Origin of the sequence: Janthinobacterium sp. 64 (genome assembly GCF_002813325.1) — a bacterium.
In the GTDB taxonomy this organism is placed as follows: domain Bacteria; phylum Pseudomonadota; class Gammaproteobacteria; order Burkholderiales; family Burkholderiaceae_D; genus Janthinobacterium.
In genome coordinates, this window is record NZ_PHUG01000001.1 from 2,782,887 (window position 1) to 2,796,371 (window position 13,485).

At 63.5% G+C, this 13,485-nt stretch carries 14 protein-coding genes; 6 read left to right on the forward strand and 8 right to left on the reverse strand.

Annotated elements, in window-relative coordinates; translation table 11 throughout:
• Nucleotides 1-75: 75 nt before the first annotated feature.
• From CLU91_RS12210 to CLU91_RS12220, 3 genes are all read right to left on the reverse strand, one after another.
• Complete coding sequence (locus tag CLU91_RS12210) at nucleotides 76-1,356, reverse strand: TRAP transporter large permease (protein ID WP_100874377.1); 1,281 nt, start codon at nucleotides 1,354-1,356, stop codon at nucleotides 76-78.
• Nucleotides 1,353-1,925 (reverse strand): TRAP transporter small permease, encoded by a 573-nt coding sequence (locus tag CLU91_RS12215; RefSeq protein WP_099666604.1) that lies wholly within the window; start codon nucleotides 1,923-1,925, stop codon nucleotides 1,353-1,355. Before CLU91_RS12215 ends, CLU91_RS12210 begins: the two co-directional genes overlap by 4 nt.
• 118 nt (nucleotides 1,926-2,043) lie before the next feature.
• Nucleotides 2,044-3,036 carry a TRAP transporter substrate-binding protein gene (locus CLU91_RS12220; protein ID WP_442906602.1) on the reverse strand — a complete coding sequence of 331 codons (993 nt, stop codon included), beginning with the start codon at nucleotides 3,034-3,036 and terminating at the stop codon, nucleotides 2,044-2,046.
• 135 nt (nucleotides 3,037-3,171) lie between these two features.
• Here CLU91_RS12220 and CLU91_RS12225 point away from each other — a divergent pair, with 135 nt between their 5' ends.
• Together CLU91_RS12225 and CLU91_RS12230 are read left to right on the forward strand one after the other, a co-directional pair.
• Nucleotides 3,172-5,184, forward strand: coding sequence for a sensor histidine kinase (locus tag CLU91_RS12225; protein WP_232730722.1), 2,013 nt, complete (start codon nucleotides 3,172-3,174; stop codon nucleotides 5,182-5,184).
• Nucleotides 5,185-5,223: 39 nt separating this feature from the next.
• Complete coding sequence (locus CLU91_RS12230; protein WP_072455109.1) at nucleotides 5,224-5,808, forward strand: response regulator transcription factor; 585 nt, start codon at nucleotides 5,224-5,226, stop codon at nucleotides 5,806-5,808.
• Between the two features lie 16 nt (nucleotides 5,809-5,824).
• Here CLU91_RS12230 and CLU91_RS12235 read toward each other — a convergent pair whose 3' ends face one another.
• The 3 genes from CLU91_RS12235 to CLU91_RS12245 form a co-directional block, all read right to left on the reverse strand.
• Nucleotides 5,825-6,331 (reverse strand): carboxypeptidase-like regulatory domain-containing protein, encoded by a 507-nt coding sequence (locus tag CLU91_RS12235; protein ID WP_157814684.1) that lies wholly within the window; start codon nucleotides 6,329-6,331, stop codon nucleotides 5,825-5,827.
• Nucleotides 6,332-6,489: 158 nt separating this feature from the next.
• A complete protein-coding gene (locus CLU91_RS12240) occupies nucleotides 6,490-7,317 on the reverse strand; it encodes a siderophore-interacting protein (RefSeq protein WP_100874381.1) in 828 nt (275 codons plus the stop codon).
• Between the two features lie 22 nt (nucleotides 7,318-7,339).
• On the reverse strand, nucleotides 7,340-8,002 hold the full coding sequence (locus CLU91_RS12245; protein ID WP_100874382.1) for a PadR family transcriptional regulator: 663 nt from the start codon (nucleotides 8,000-8,002) through the stop codon (nucleotides 7,340-7,342).
• A 113-nt stretch (nucleotides 8,003-8,115) separates the two neighbouring features.
• Here CLU91_RS12245 and CLU91_RS12250 point away from each other — a divergent pair, with 113 nt between their 5' ends.
• Nucleotides 8,116-8,493, forward strand: coding sequence for a DUF3052 family protein (locus tag CLU91_RS12250; protein ID WP_100874383.1), 378 nt, complete (start codon nucleotides 8,116-8,118; stop codon nucleotides 8,491-8,493).
• Nucleotides 8,494-8,500: 7 nt separating this feature from the next.
• On the opposite strand, the gene queG is transcribed toward CLU91_RS12250, so the two are convergent.
• A complete protein-coding gene (queG, locus tag CLU91_RS12255; RefSeq protein WP_100874384.1) occupies nucleotides 8,501-9,592 on the reverse strand; it encodes a tRNA epoxyqueuosine(34) reductase QueG in 1,092 nt (363 codons plus the stop codon).
• A gap of 78 nt (nucleotides 9,593-9,670) precedes the next feature.
• Between queG and tsaE the strand changes: the two genes are divergently transcribed.
• From tsaE to CLU91_RS12270, 3 genes are read left to right on the forward strand one after another with little or no spacing between them, the layout of a single operon-like run.
• Entirely contained in the window at nucleotides 9,671-10,159 is a 489-nt protein-coding gene (gene tsaE, locus CLU91_RS12260; protein WP_034780043.1) for a tRNA (adenosine(37)-N6)-threonylcarbamoyltransferase complex ATPase subunit type 1 TsaE, read from the forward strand.
• The gene (locus tag CLU91_RS12265; protein ID WP_100874385.1) at nucleotides 10,123-11,520 is read left to right on the forward strand and encodes an N-acetylmuramoyl-L-alanine amidase; all 1,398 of its coding nucleotides are present in this window, start codon (nucleotides 10,123-10,125) and stop codon (nucleotides 11,518-11,520) included. The genes tsaE and CLU91_RS12265 overlap by 37 nt, the downstream gene beginning before the upstream one ends.
• A 14-nt stretch (nucleotides 11,521-11,534) precedes the next feature.
• Nucleotides 11,535-12,371, forward strand: coding sequence for a D-hexose-6-phosphate mutarotase (locus tag CLU91_RS12270; protein WP_100874386.1), 837 nt, complete (start codon nucleotides 11,535-11,537; stop codon nucleotides 12,369-12,371).
• Here the strand turns inward: CLU91_RS12270 and CLU91_RS12275 are convergent.
• Complete coding sequence (locus CLU91_RS12275; RefSeq protein ID WP_232730723.1) at nucleotides 12,368-13,360, reverse strand: carbonic anhydrase; 993 nt, start codon at nucleotides 13,358-13,360, stop codon at nucleotides 12,368-12,370. The genes CLU91_RS12270 and CLU91_RS12275 overlap by 4 nt on opposite strands.
• Nucleotides 13,361-13,485: the final 125 nt, after the last annotated feature.

The window sequence follows — 13,485 nt, forward strand, 5'->3', positions numbered from 1 at the left end:
CCCTTAAGGCTGCCCATCATAGCGCATTTATTCGGCCGGATCGACTTTTTTTGCACCATGACGGGGACAACTGTTTTAGTTGTAAATTAAATTTGGCAGCCACAGCGAAATTTGTGGTACGTAGGTAATCAAGCCCAGGAAGGCCAGCATCGTCAGCAGCCACGGCATCACGGCCACGGTCAGCTCCGAAATGCCCATCTTGGTGATGCCGGACGCCACGTACAGGTTCAGGCCCACAGGCGGATGGCACATGCCCACTTCCATGTTGACCACGATCAGGATGCCGAAGTGCACAGGATCGATGCCCAGCTTCATGGCGACGGGGAACAGAATCGGCGCCATGATCAGCACGATCGACGACGGTTCCATGACGTTACCCGCCACCAACAGCAGCACGTTGACCACCAGCAAGAAGCTGATCACACCCAGGCCCTTGCCCGTGATCCACTCGGCCATCGCTTGCGGAATGTTTTCGCTGGTCATCAGGAACGAAAACAGCACGGCGTTGGTGATGATGTACAACAACATCGCCGACATGGCGGCCGAATCGAGCAAGACCTTGCCCACTTGCTTGATCTTCAAGTCCTTGTAGACGAAGACGGCGATGATGAAGGCGTACACGGCAGCCATGGCGGCCGCTTCCGTGGGTGTAAACGCGCCCGAATAGATGCCGCCCATGACGATGACGATCAAGAGCAAGCCCCAGGCGCTCTTCTTGAACGTGACGAAGCGCTCGCCCCAGCTGGCTTTTTTCATGCGCGGGTAGTTGTGCTTGCGCGCCAAAAACCACGTCGTCAGGCCCAGCAGCATGGCCAGCATCATGCCGGGAATCACGCCCGCCATGAACAATTTACCAACGGACGTGTTCGTGCTGACGGAATACATCACCATCACGATCGATGGCGGGATCAAAATGCCCAGCGCGCCCGAGGTGGTGATGACGCCGGCGCCGAAACCGCGCGGATAGCCCTGCTTGACCATGGCTGGCAGGATGATGGAGCCGATGGCCACCACGGTGGCGGGGCTGGAGCCGGAAACGGCCGCAAACAGCGCGCACGCCATCACGCCAGCCAGCGCCAGGCCGCCATGCCAGTGGCCGACCATGGAGCTGGCGAAGTTGATCATGCGCCGCGCCACCCCGCCATGCGTGAGGAAGTTGCCGGCCAAAATGAAGAAGGGGATGGCCATGATCTCGAACTTCTCGATGCCCGTGAAAATCTTCAGGGCTACCGATTCGATGGGCACGCTGGTCATGGTGAACAGGAACGTCAGCACCGTCAGGCCCAGCGAAATGGAAATCGGCATGCCGGTCAACATCAGCGCCAGCAGCAATACAAAAATAATCAGCGCGTTCATGCCTTGGCTCCTTTTTCTTCCGCCGTCAGTTCATCTTCCAGGCCCTCGACGTGCGAGTGGTCGTGTTTCGGCAAGGCGCCCGTCTTGATGAAATGCACCATCACCTGCAGGAAGCGGAAGCACATCAGGTAGGAACCGAGCGGCACGGCCAGGTAGACCAGCCACATCGGCACTTCCATGTCGGCCGAGGTCTGGTCCGTGTGGCCGATCGACCACACGAAGCTGGCGCCCAAGGTCCCCACGATGCCCGTAAACAGGGCGCCGGCACCAAGGCCGAAGACGATGAAACGGTCGCGCCAACGCGGGTTCATGCGGTTGATCAGCACGTCGACGCCCACGTGGATGCCCGTGCGCACGCCATACGCGGCGCCGAACTTGGCCATCCAGACGAACATGTAGATACACAGTTCCTGGGCCCAGCTGGTATTGATTTGAATCAGGAAGTCTTGCAGGCCGGGGATGGGCAAGCCTGCCAGGTAGCGGTGCACGACCGCGACGAAAATGATGAAGGTGGCCGCGCCCATCAGGGACGCGATCAGCCACTCTTCCAGGTGATCCAGAAATTTCATGGTGGACTTTCAAAGAATGCGGGTACACAGACTCCCGCGCAGGACGCGCAGGAGTCATTCGAGCCAGTGGCAGGGATGCCCTGCCTGGCGCGCCAGGCGGCGCGCTACGGCATGCTGCTTACTTCGCGCTTTCCTTGTTGATGGCCGAGATCAGGTCCTTGCCGATGCGCCCTTCCATGGCCTTCTGCACGGGCGCCAGCGCGCGGCGCCATTCGGCCTGTTCCTGCACCGTCAGCGTGTAGATCTGCGTCTTGCCCGCTTTCTTGATGGCGTCGAGGGCCTGGTCGTTGTCGCGCTGGGCGATGGCTTTTTCAAACGTGGTCGCCTCGCGCATGGCTTTTTCCAGCTGGCCGCGTATATCGGGCGGCAAGCCATCCCAGAATTTCTTGTTGACGATGACGGCATAGCCCAGGTAGCCGTGGTTCGACACGGTTACGTGCTTTTGCACTTCATGCATCTTTTGCGTGTACATATTCGATGGCGGATTTTCCGTGCCGTCGACCACGCCCGTCTGCAGCGCCTGATACACTTCCGAGAAGGCCAGCACTTGCGGATTGGCGCCCAGCGCGCGCATTTGCGCGTCGAGTACCTTGGACGACTGGATGCGCATTTTCAGGCCCTTGAAGTCGGCCGGGTTGTGCAGCGGCTTGTTGGCCGACATCACCTTGAAGCCGTTGTCCCAGTAGGCCAGGCCCGTGATACCCTTGGGTTCCAGCTTTTTCAGCAGACTCTTGCCGATTTCGCCTTCGGTGACGTTGTACAGCGCCGTCTTGGTGGGGAAAATGTAGGGCAGGTCGAACGCTTCGAATTCTTTCACGCCCAGCGGGCCGAACTTGGCCAGCGACGGCGCCAGCATCTGCACGGCGCCCAGCTGCAGCGCTTCGAGTTCTTCCTTGTCCTTGTACAGCTGGCTGTTCGGGTACAGTTCGACCTTGACCTTGCCGTTCGTGGCTTTCTCGGCCAGCTGCTTGAAGCGTTCGGCGGCCTGGCCTTTCGGCGTGTCGGTGGCCACGACGTGGCTGAACTTGATGACGATCGGGGCTTGCGCGTAAGCGTGGACGCCGGCGGTGGCGCCGATGGCCGCGCACAGCGCGACGAACATGGTTTTCATCTGCATTATTGTCTCCTGAGTGGTTTTTGAAAAACTTTATTATTTGTCTACTTGAATATTGTGCCAAAGAAACTGCCGCCGCTATTGTGGTTAACCACAATAGCCAGCTCCCGACAAGCCGCTACCCTGCCAGCCATGCCGACTCCCCCCACCCTTGCGCGCCGCTTCAAGCTATCGAGCCCGATGCGCTGGCTGCTGCCCGTCATCCTGCTGCTGCTGTTCCTCTCCATCCTGTTCTGGCTGCCGTGGCAGGCGCGCCAGATGGAAAGCAACGAACGCCAGGAGCAGCTGATCGCCGATACGCTATGGGTAGAGCAGACCATCCGCTTCCAGCTGGCGCGCAACGAGGAAAGCCTGTTCAACCTGGGCGTGGACATCGCCAGCGGCTCCCTATCGGCGGAAAAAGTGCACGAACGGCTGCAGCAGATGTTGCGCAATGGCCGCGAATTGCAGCGCGTGCTGTGGCTCGACACCAACGGCAAGGTGCTGGCCACCAGCGACAACAGCTTGCCGCACGCGCTGTCATTTGCGCCCGCCTCGCTGACGGCGGCCGACAATGCGCGCCGTCTGCACCGGGGCCAATACGCCCAGCCTTCGCAGCAGACGGGTTTTCCCGACGTGCCGCCGGGTGCCATGCTGATGGATTACCACCAGCCCCTGTTCGACGGCCAGCGCTATGTCGGCAGCCTGGTGGCCACCTACCAGATCAGCAGCCTGCTCGATGAAATGGTGCCGTGGTGGTTCGCCCAGGATAACCAGATTTCGCTGATCGACCGCGACGACAAGGTGCTGGCGCGGCGCGCCGCCGCCGGTCCCGGCCACGGCGTGTACACGCACAAGCGCGCGCTCGACGTGCCCGGCGCCAGCATCACCCTGTTTACCGACAGCGTGAAAAGCCAGCCGAAATTGCTGCCCAATCTGCTGGTCGGCTCCGTCATCGCCCTGTCGCTGGGCTTGCTGTGGAGCTTGCTGGCCCTGTGGCGGCATATTTCGCGCCGCCTGGTGGCCGAAGGCGCGCTGCGCCAGCAGATGCTGTTTCGCACGGCGATGGAAAACTCGCTGGTGACGGGCATGCGCGCGCGCGACCTGGAAGGCAGAGTCACCTACGTCAATCCCGCGTTTTGCCAGATCGTCGGCTATCCGCCCGAGGAAATCCTGGGCCGCTTGCCGCCCATGCCCTACTGGGTGCCCGAGGCGCTGGAAGAATACCAGCAGCGCTTCGTCAAGGCCCTGGCCGGCAATCCCACGCCGCAGTTCGAAACCTATTTCCAGCGCCCCGACGGCACGCGCGTGGCCGTGCTGATCTTCGAGGCGCCCTTGGTGGACAAGAACGGCCAGCAGACGGGCTGGATGGGTTCCGTGCTCGATATCTCGGACCGCAAGCGGGTCGAGGAACTGAATCGCCAGCAGCAGGAAAAGCTGCAAACGAGCTCGCGCCTGGCCACCATGGGCGAGCTGGCCTCGATGCTCGCGCACGAATTGAATCAGCCGCTGGCGGCCATTTCCAGCTACACGACGGGCGCCCTGAATTTGATCCGCCGCGCCATCGACCACGACGCCCCCGTCGATCCGGGTACCTTGAAGCCGGCGCTGGAACAGGCCAGCGCGCAGGCGCAGCGGGCCGGCCAGATCATCCGCAGCGTGCACGATTTCGTGCGCAAGAGCGAGCCGCAGCGCCAGGATATCGCCATCCGCACGCTGATCGACGGCATCCGCGCGCTGATCGACCTGCAGGCGCGCAAATACTATGTCACCATCCAGGAAGAGCTGCCGCCGGACCTGCCGCTGCTGCGCGCCGATCCCGTGATGATCGAGCAAGTGCTGCTGAACCTGACGCGCAACGCCATCGAGGCCATGCAGGACGCGGCGCCGGGACGGCGTATCATGCGCCTGCGGGCCAGCCACGACGCGCAGCAAGGCATGGTGACGGTCGACGTGATCGACCATGGCCATGGCATTCCCCAGGACGTGGCCGAGCGGCTGTTTTCGCCGTTTTTCTCGACCAAGTCCGAAGGCATGGGAATGGGCCTGAACATCTGCCGCACCGCCATCGAATTTCACGGCGGCGCGCTGACCTTCGGCGCCAACCCCGCCGGCGGTACCATCTTTACCTTCAGCGTGCCGGCCGCGCCAAGCGCGCCGCACTAACGAATAACTAATAACGCATAACGACAAGCCGGAGACCCCATGCTACACATCATCGACGACGAAGAGGTCGTACGCGACTCGCTGTCCTGGCTGGCCGCCTCGCGCAGCATCGAGGCGCGCAGCTACGCCAGCGCCCAGCAATTTCTCGATAGCCTCGATGGCAGCTTCGACGCCGCCGGCGACTGCGTGCTGCTCGACGTGCGCATGCCCGACATGAACGGCATCGCCATGTTCGACCAGCTGGTCAAGCGCGACCTGACGGCGCGCCTGCCCGTGATTTTCCTCACCGGCCACGGCGACGTGCCGATGGCCGTCGACAGTCTGAAACGGGGCGCCTTCGACTTCTTTGAAAAGCCGTTCAACGACAACGACCTGATGGACCGCGTGCAGCAAGGCCTGGCCAACTCGCGCCAGGCGGGCGAACTGGCCGCCGTGCACGCGCGCCTGGCCACCCTGTCGACGCGCGAGCGCGAAGTGCTGGACCTGATTTTGGCGGGCAAGATGAACAAGGTGGTGGCCGACAAGCTGGGCATCAGCATGCGCACCGTGGAAGTCCACCGCGCGCATATCTTCGACAAGATGCAGGTCAAGACGGCGGTGGAGCTGGCGGGGTTGTTGAAGTAAAAAGCGTCCTGTACGCTTAACGCGTCAGCATGATAGTCGAGACCTTGCTGTCGGCCACGGTGACTTCCATCGGGATCGTACCGCCTTGCTTGCTTTCGACCGAGGGGAATGTGCCGGGATAGTACGCCAACCAGCTCACGTTGGTGGTGACGTAATAGGTGCCATCGGGGACTTCCGTGAATTCGAACCGGCCTTCGCTGTCGGTCATGGCCGTACGGTCATAGTCACAGAACTTCAGACTGACGGTGCTGACTACCTGGCATTTATACAGCGACGCCGGCAACATCGCCAGCTTGCGCGCATATTCCGTCTTCGGACGCAAGGTGACCGTGTCGCCACCAGCTTCCTTGAATTCGCCGCCTTTGGTCTTCATGAAGGCCTGTCCCTTGACGCCGCCACTGCCGGTTTTACTCAAGGCATCATATTCCGCCTGCTGGAATTCCGGCATGACAACAAGCGAACGCGGCGTCGAGCATCCCATCAACAACACGGCCAGCACGCTCAAAGACAGTAATTTCAACATTTTCCCCTTGGATATTATTTCTATAGAAAAATAATTATATGCAATAGGAAAGTTAAAAACCAGACAATCATCGCATGCGCGAAGCGGGCCTCCGGCTGGCGCGGCACATCAGGCGCAGGTCGGCTTAGCGCGCAGCGCGTAAGCCGACACCACCACCATCACTCGTCGTGGTGTTCATGATGCTCGGCCGCCCCATGCTTCCAGTAACTGGCCACATGCAGATGCTGCTTCGGCACCCCGGCATCGATAAAATGCCCGCGCAAGCCCTGCACCTGCGCATGCTCGCACGCCACCCACACGTAGCCGTCGCCGTCTGACGGCAGCGTGACCTGACGCAGCGCTTCCAGCAGCAGCGGCCCCTTGCGGCCATTGCGCGCCACCCAGCACAGGTCCAGCTGCGCCGCGCACTCGAGCGCGACCCGTTCGCCGTCGTCGACGACCTCGATCACGGCAATGGCGCGCGCCGTGGCCGGCAGCTGCTCCAGGCGGCGGGCGATGGCCGGCAAGGCCGTCTGGTCGCCCACCAGCACATACCAGTCGAAGTCGAGCGGCACCAGCATGGAGCCGCGCGGTCCGCCCACGCCCAGGGTCTGGCCAGGCGCGGCTTGCGCCGCCCAGCTGGCCGCGGGGCCGTCGCCATGCAGCACGAAGTCGATGTCCAGCTCGCGCCGCGCGGCGTCGTAGCGGCGCGGCGTGTAGTTGCGGGCGATGGGGCGCGCGCCTTCCCCATACTGGATGGGATTCGGTCCATTGCCCAGCACGGGGAACACGGGGGTAGTCTGCCCCGGGGCGGGGAAGAACAGTTTCACGTGGTCGTCGTGCGCCGGCGAGACAAAGCCGTCCAGGTCGTCGCCCGCCAGCGTGATGCGGCGCATGTGCGGCGTGATCTGCTCGGTGCGCACGACGGTGAGCACGCGCAGTGTCAAGTCATGCCGCACGCGCTCGATGGCGTGCGGACGTGGTGCTGTAGTTGATGCAGTAGTCATTGCATATCCTTGTAAAGTGGGCTCAGTGGCCGTCGACGATGGCGTTCGCCGCCTGTTCCAGCACGGCGGAGACGCGCTCGGCTTCGGCGTCGCTCCAGCTGCTCTTGTTCAGCAACAGCGCATGCTTGAGCGTGTGCATGGCCTGGTGCACGCGCTCGGGCAAGGCGTTGCGCGCCTGGACGCGGGCGAACATGTCGAGGCGGGCCAGGATGCCATCCACCTGGGCGCGGTTCTCGTCCAGATACGCGCGGCCCAGGTCCGTGATCGTGTAGAGCTTCTTGCCGCTGGCGCTTTCGGACGACGTCACATGGTCCTGCTCTTCCAGCAAGGTCAGGGTCGGATACACGGCGCCCGGGCTGGGGGCGTAGGCGCCGCCGCAACGCTCTTCGATGGCCTTGATGATTTCATAGCCGTGGCGGGGGCTGATTTCGATCAGCGCCAGCACGATCAGCGGCAAGTCGCCGCGGCCGAAGACGCGCTCGGCCCGTTCGCCTCGTCCGCCGCGCCCGCCAGGACCACCGCCCATGCCGCCCATGCCGTCGCCGCGCTCGTCGAAGCCGCGCGGGCCGCGGCCGTGCATGAAGTAGTCACCGCGGTGCTCATGGCGGTGGTCGTGCTGGCCGCAATGGCCGTGATGATGGTGATGGCCATGCTGGCCGTGTTCTGTGTAATGTGAGTTTCTCATGTTTTCTCTTTAAAGATATATCGTTAGTAGGTATCGCCATTTTATAACGATATATCGATAAGTCAAGGAGAAATTTGTTATGCTCTTCTTTTCACCATCCACACGCCGATGCCATGCCTGACAAATCCGCCCTTGAGAAAATGTATGTGAAAAATGCCAGTACCCTGGCCGTGCTCAATGACGGCGGCGAACATGGAGAATTGCTGGCGCAGTTGCCGGCGGAGCGGCGGGTGCGGGAAGGTGAAAATGCCGACTGGATCCTGCTGTACGCACGCAGCCGCGCGGAACTGGAGCGGTTCCTGCCGGTGGCGCAAGCGCGCCTGGCGCCCGGCGGCGCCGTCTGGGTGGCGTACCGCAAGGGCGGCGCGAAGGCCGGCAGCGACATCCACCGCGACGATATCCGCAATTTTGCGCAAACAATAGGGCTCGACAGCGTGGCGATGGTCGCCATCGACGCCGCCTGGTCGGCGCTGCGCCTGAAGCAGGTGTAGCCGAAGTCTAGGTCACGCCGTGCAGCGCCAGCGCCCATTCGACGTGCTCGCGCACGATGGCCGACGGGTGCTCGCGGCGCGACAGCAGGGCCGCCACGATGTCGGCCTGGCCCTTCGCCTTGGCGGCCGCATTGCCCATGCCGACGGCCAGGTTGCGCAGCCAGCGTTCGTGGCCGATGCGGCGAATCGCGCTGCCTTCCATGCGACGGTTGAATTCCTCTTCCGTCCAGGCGAACAGTTCCACCATGCCGGCGCTGCCCAGGCTGTGGCGCTCGTCGAAGTCGGGCACGACGGCGCGCTGGGCGAACTTGTTCCACGGGCAGACGGTCTGGCAATCGTCGCAGCCGTACACCTTGTTGCCGATCAAAGGACGCATCTCGACGGGAATGGCGCCCTTCAATTCGATGGTCAGGTAAGAGATGCAGCGGCGCGCGTCAAGCTGGTACGGCCCCAGGATGGCTTGCGTCGGGCACACCGTGATGCACGCCGAGCACTGGCCGCAGCGCGGCGTTTCCGGCGGGTCGATGGGCAACGGCACGTCGATGAGGATCTCGCCGAGGAAAAAGAAGGAGCCGCCCTGGCGGTTGATCAGCAAGGTGTGCTTGCCGCGCCAGCCCAGGCCCCCCTTTTGCGCCAGCGCCACTTCCATCACGGGCGCCGAATCGCTGAAGACGCGGTAGCCGAAGTCGCCGATCTCGCCGCGGATAAGCTCGGCCAGCTGCTGCAGGCGCGAACGCATCACCTTGTGATAGTCGCGGCCGCGCGCATACACGGAAATGACGGCCGCCGACGGATCGGCGTCGCGCGCCGCCTCGTGCGCACGCCAGTCGGGACCCAGCGCCGGCGGCAGATAATTCATGCGTGCGCTGATGGCGCGCACCGTGCCCGGCACCAGTTCGGCCGGGCGCGCGCGCTTCATGCCGTGGCTGGCCATGTACTCCATTTCGCCGTGATACCCTGCGTCGAGCCAGGCTTGCAAGGGCGCTTCCATGTGCGACAGGTCGACGTCGGCGATGCGCACCTCGGCAAAACCCAGCTCGCGCCCCCATTCTTTGATGGTGCGCGCCAGGACGGCGAGATCGGTGATGGTGGCGGACATAGGGGACTTTACGGAAAACGGCAGGCGCGCGGGCGGTTACAATGACAGCAGCCTCCATTTTATGCGATACCGAAGATCATGACCGAACACTTCAAAGCCCACCTCCACGATGAAGCCGGCACCGCCGCGCTGGGCGCCGCGCTGGCGCGCGCGCTGGCGCCGGGCCTGGCGATCTACCTGCACGGCGACCTCGGTGCCGGCAAGACGGCCCTCACGCGCGCCCTGTTGCACGCGGCCGGCCATGCGGGCCACGTGAAAAGCCCCACCTACACCTTGTCCGAACCGTACACGGTGCAGCTCGATGGCCAGAGCGTCAACGTGATCCACTTCGACCTGTACCGCATGGGCAGCGCCGAGGAATTTCTCGACGCGGGCTTTCGCGAAGACTTCGATGGCCGCAACATCTGCATCGTCGAATGGCCGGAGAAAGCCGAACCGGTGCTGCCGCCGGCCGACCTGAATATTTATTTGAACGTTGCGGGTACAGGACGTGATGTAGAATTGCAAGCGTCTTCTGAATTGGGTCTGTCATGCCTTCACCGTCTCAAATTCGCCCCGAACCTTTGATCTCCTCGCCCATCACCCGGCGCACGGTACTCAAGGCCGGCGGCACCCTGCTGTTGTCCGTGTTCGCGCCCATGTCGGCGATGGCGGCGCAAATTCTCGCCGTGCGCGTCTGGCCGGCCGAGGACTACACGCGCGTCACCCTGGAAAACGACAGCATCCTGAAGGCGACCCACTTCATCGTCAAGGACCCGGAACGGCTGGTGGTCGACATCGAAGGACTGGAGCTCAATCCCACCTTGAAGGGCCTGGTGGCGAAGATCCAGTCGAACGACCCGTACATCAAGCAGGTGCGCGTGGGCCAGAACCGGCCCAACGTGGTGCGCCTGGTGTTCGACCTGAAAGAGGAAGTCACGCCGCAGCTGTTTACCCTGCCGCCGGCCGGCTCCTACAACCACCGTTTGATCTTCGACCTGTATCCCGTGCGCGAGCCGGACCTGATCGCGCAGATGATCGAAAAGGGCGACTGGTCGAGCGACCCGGCCAAGCCACCGATGGCCGGCACGCATACGCCGCCGCCCGCGCTGCCCCTGCCCGACAGCGGCAAGCCACCCGTGGCCGTCGCGCCGCCGGTAGCGTCCATCGTGCCGCCCGTGCCCGACCTCCGCCCGGAACAGCGCCCCGAAGCACGCCCGCTGCCGGGCCAGAAAGTGGTGCGCATGATTACCATTGCGCTCGATCCCGGCCACGGCGGCGAAGACCCGGGCGCCATGGGCAGCCGGGGCAGCCGCGAAAAAGACGTGGTGCTGGCCATCGCCAAGCGCCTCAAGACCAAGCTGGAACTGCAGCCCAACATGCGCGTCATGCTCACGCGCGACGCCGATTTCTTCGTCCCGCTGGGCATGCGCGTGGAAAAGGCACGCAAGGTGCAGGCCGACCTGTTCGTCTCGATCCACGCCGACGCGTTCATCCAGCCGACGGCGCGCGGCTCGTCCGTCTTTGTGCTGTCCGAAAAGGGCGCCACTTCGACGGCCGCGCGCTGGCTGGCCAACAAGGAAAACCAGGCCGACCTGATCGGCGGCGTGAACGTGAAAAACCACGACAAGCAGCTGGCCAGCGTGCTGCTCGACCTGTCGACGACGGCGCAGATCAATGACAGCATGAAGCTGGGCAAGGCCGTGCTGCGCGAAATCGGCGGCATCAACCGCCTGCACAAGGGTTCCGTCGAACAGGCCGGCTTCGCCGTGCTGAAAGCCCCGGACATCCCTTCCATCCTGATCGAGACGGCCTTCATTTCGAATCCGGAAGAGGAAGCCAAGCTGACCGACAATGGCTACCAGGACCAGATGGCCGACGCCATCGTCACGGGCATCAAGAATTACTTTGCGAAGAATCCGCCGCTGGCGAAAAGCCGTCTGACCTGACATGAAAGCCTAGCATGAGCGAGAGTATCTTTGGCCAGCTGCCGGCCGTGACCATCCGCGCCGCCGACGGCGCGCAAGCGACCGTCACCCTGTACGGCGGCCACCTGGTGTCATGGCGGACCAGCGATGGCCACGAACGCCTGTTCTGCAGCCGCGATTCCGCCCTCGACGGCAGCCGCGCCATCCGTGGCGGCGTGCCCGTGATCTTCCCCCAGTTCGGCGCGCGCGGCACGGGCATGCGCCACGGCTTTGCGCGCGTGGCGACGTGGCAGCTGGAATCGACGGGCGAGGCCGATGGCGCCGCATGGGCGCAATTTGTCCTGACCCAGGCTGACCTGCCGGACGCGATCGCCGCCAGCTGGCCGTGGGCCTTCGCCCTGCGCCTGCGCGTGGCGGTGCAAGGCCAGTCGCTGGAACTGCAACTGTCCGTGCACAACACGGGCGAGCAGGCGTTCCCGTTCTCGGCCGCCCTGCATACGTATTTTGCGATTGATGATCTGAGCGAGGCGCGCGTCAAAGGCTTGCAGCGCGTGCGCTATTCGGACGAAACGCCGCAGGACGCCCTGCAAACGGAAGAGGCATTGCAATTCGCGGGCAAGCTCGACCGCATCTACTACCAGCTGCCGGGCGCCTTGACCCTGCAATCTGGCAGCCACACCCTGCGCCTGGAGCAGCAGGGCTTTACGGATGCCGTCGTGTGGAACCCGGGCGCGCAAGACGCGGCCGCCCTGCCCGACCTGGCCGACGACGAATACCAGCGCTTCATCTGCATCGAGCCGGCCCTGATCCAGCCCGACCTGCTGGCTGCCGGCGCCGAATGGACCGGCCGCCAGCGCCTTGAATTTATTTAATTCGATTCTTTGATGATGCGTCCGCTGGCCGGCTGAATCGGACGCGCATTTAGCGGATACAAGCGGCTGAACAGTGCCATCTGCGCCGGCGACGCCTGCACCGGCTGCTTCATCACCAGCCACAGCACGCCTTCGCTGCACGGCGGCGAAGTCAGCGACCCCATATACGTGTAGTAATCGCGCCGCGCCGGCAGCATCTCGGCCGGATCGAGCAGGATGGTCGGCTGCATGGTCTCGAATTTTTCCAGCGGCAGGTTATTCCACACCGTCTGGATGGTCGCTTGCGGCGCACCGCGTTCCAGCAGCAGCGCCAGCACGGCCAGCCGGCCTTCCGCATCGCGGTGCACCAGGTGCACCACCATCTCAAACGCCTTGCCATTGATGCGCTCTTCGGACGGGCGGTGGAAATGGAATTGCTGCAACTCGAACATGCGGTTCTGCACCGTGATGTAATTGCCGCCGCTCACGCCCACCTGCACCGTGTGGCCATTGTCGACCACACTGAACGACGACGGGCGGTAGTCAAAGCTGATCTGTTCGAGTTCCACCTTCATGCCGTCGCGGATATCGATCGGCGACTGGCGGCTGCCATTGCCGCACTTGGCCCAGTCGACATTGATCTTGCTCCAGTTGGCAGGTCCGCTTTCCCCCTCGTACGACCAGTGCGTGCCGCGCGCCACGGGAGGTGGCGGCGGCGGCGCCGCTTTCACCACGGCGGCGCGCCTGGCGCGGGCGGCGGCGCGGGCCGCCTGGGTGGCGCGCATTTCCGCCAGGCGCGCGGCGATCCGTTCGGACAGGTCGACTTCGGCCGCTTCTTCCTTCTCGCGCGCCGTGGGCGCGACGACGACGGGCGCCTTGACCTCCTTCTTGCCCTCCTTGCCCTTCACCGATTCGGTCAGGGTTTTCATGGCGGCCGCGCGCGCCGACGCCGACATCGGCGCGGATGCACTGGCGCTCGCCGCAGCGGGGGCATCTTTGGCGCTTGCCATGGCCGCCATCGCGGCAAGGCTGCAAGCTAACAGGGCGCTCAAATGTCGCATGGAAATCCAGAAAGTAAGAATACCCTCTGGTTTACGGCTGGTAAGCAACAAAACTTGAATCAGCGGGGGAGTAA